This is a genomic window from Pseudomonas sp. K5002 (assembly GCF_013386655.1).
Lineage (GTDB): Bacteria > Pseudomonadota > Gammaproteobacteria > Pseudomonadales > Pseudomonadaceae > Aquipseudomonas.
On sequence record NZ_JACARK010001382.1, the window covers coordinates 1 to 316 of the forward strand.

The window sequence follows — 316 nt, forward strand, 5'->3', positions numbered from 1 at the left end:
CGGCGAGCAAGGCGTCCTGCAACGATTCCTGCTGTTTGGCGGCGGCTTCGATCACGCTCATCCACGCGGCCTCGGCGCTTTCGCCCTGCTTGAGGCGCGTCTCGACTTCGTCGGTCAGTTCCGGGTCGTCGAGCATCTCCTGGTGGGTGATGAAGATCTCGCGGATGGCCTTGGATTTGCTGCGCTCGATCAGGCCCTGGATGTCCCGGCGCACGTCGGTCAATGCCGCGTGCAGGCGCTGGCGCTCGATCACCGGCGACTCGCCGCGCAGCGGGTATTCGAAAGGTTGCAGCACCTGGATATGCGCCGGGCCAAT

General features: G+C 65.2%; 1 protein-coding gene. It reads right to left on the reverse strand.

The genetic code is table 11. From position 1 onward, the window contains the following. A partial coding sequence (locus tag HX846_RS36565) for a phosphoenolpyruvate-utilizing N-terminal domain-containing protein (protein ID WP_306173209.1) occupies positions 1-316 on the reverse strand: 316 nt, incomplete at both ends.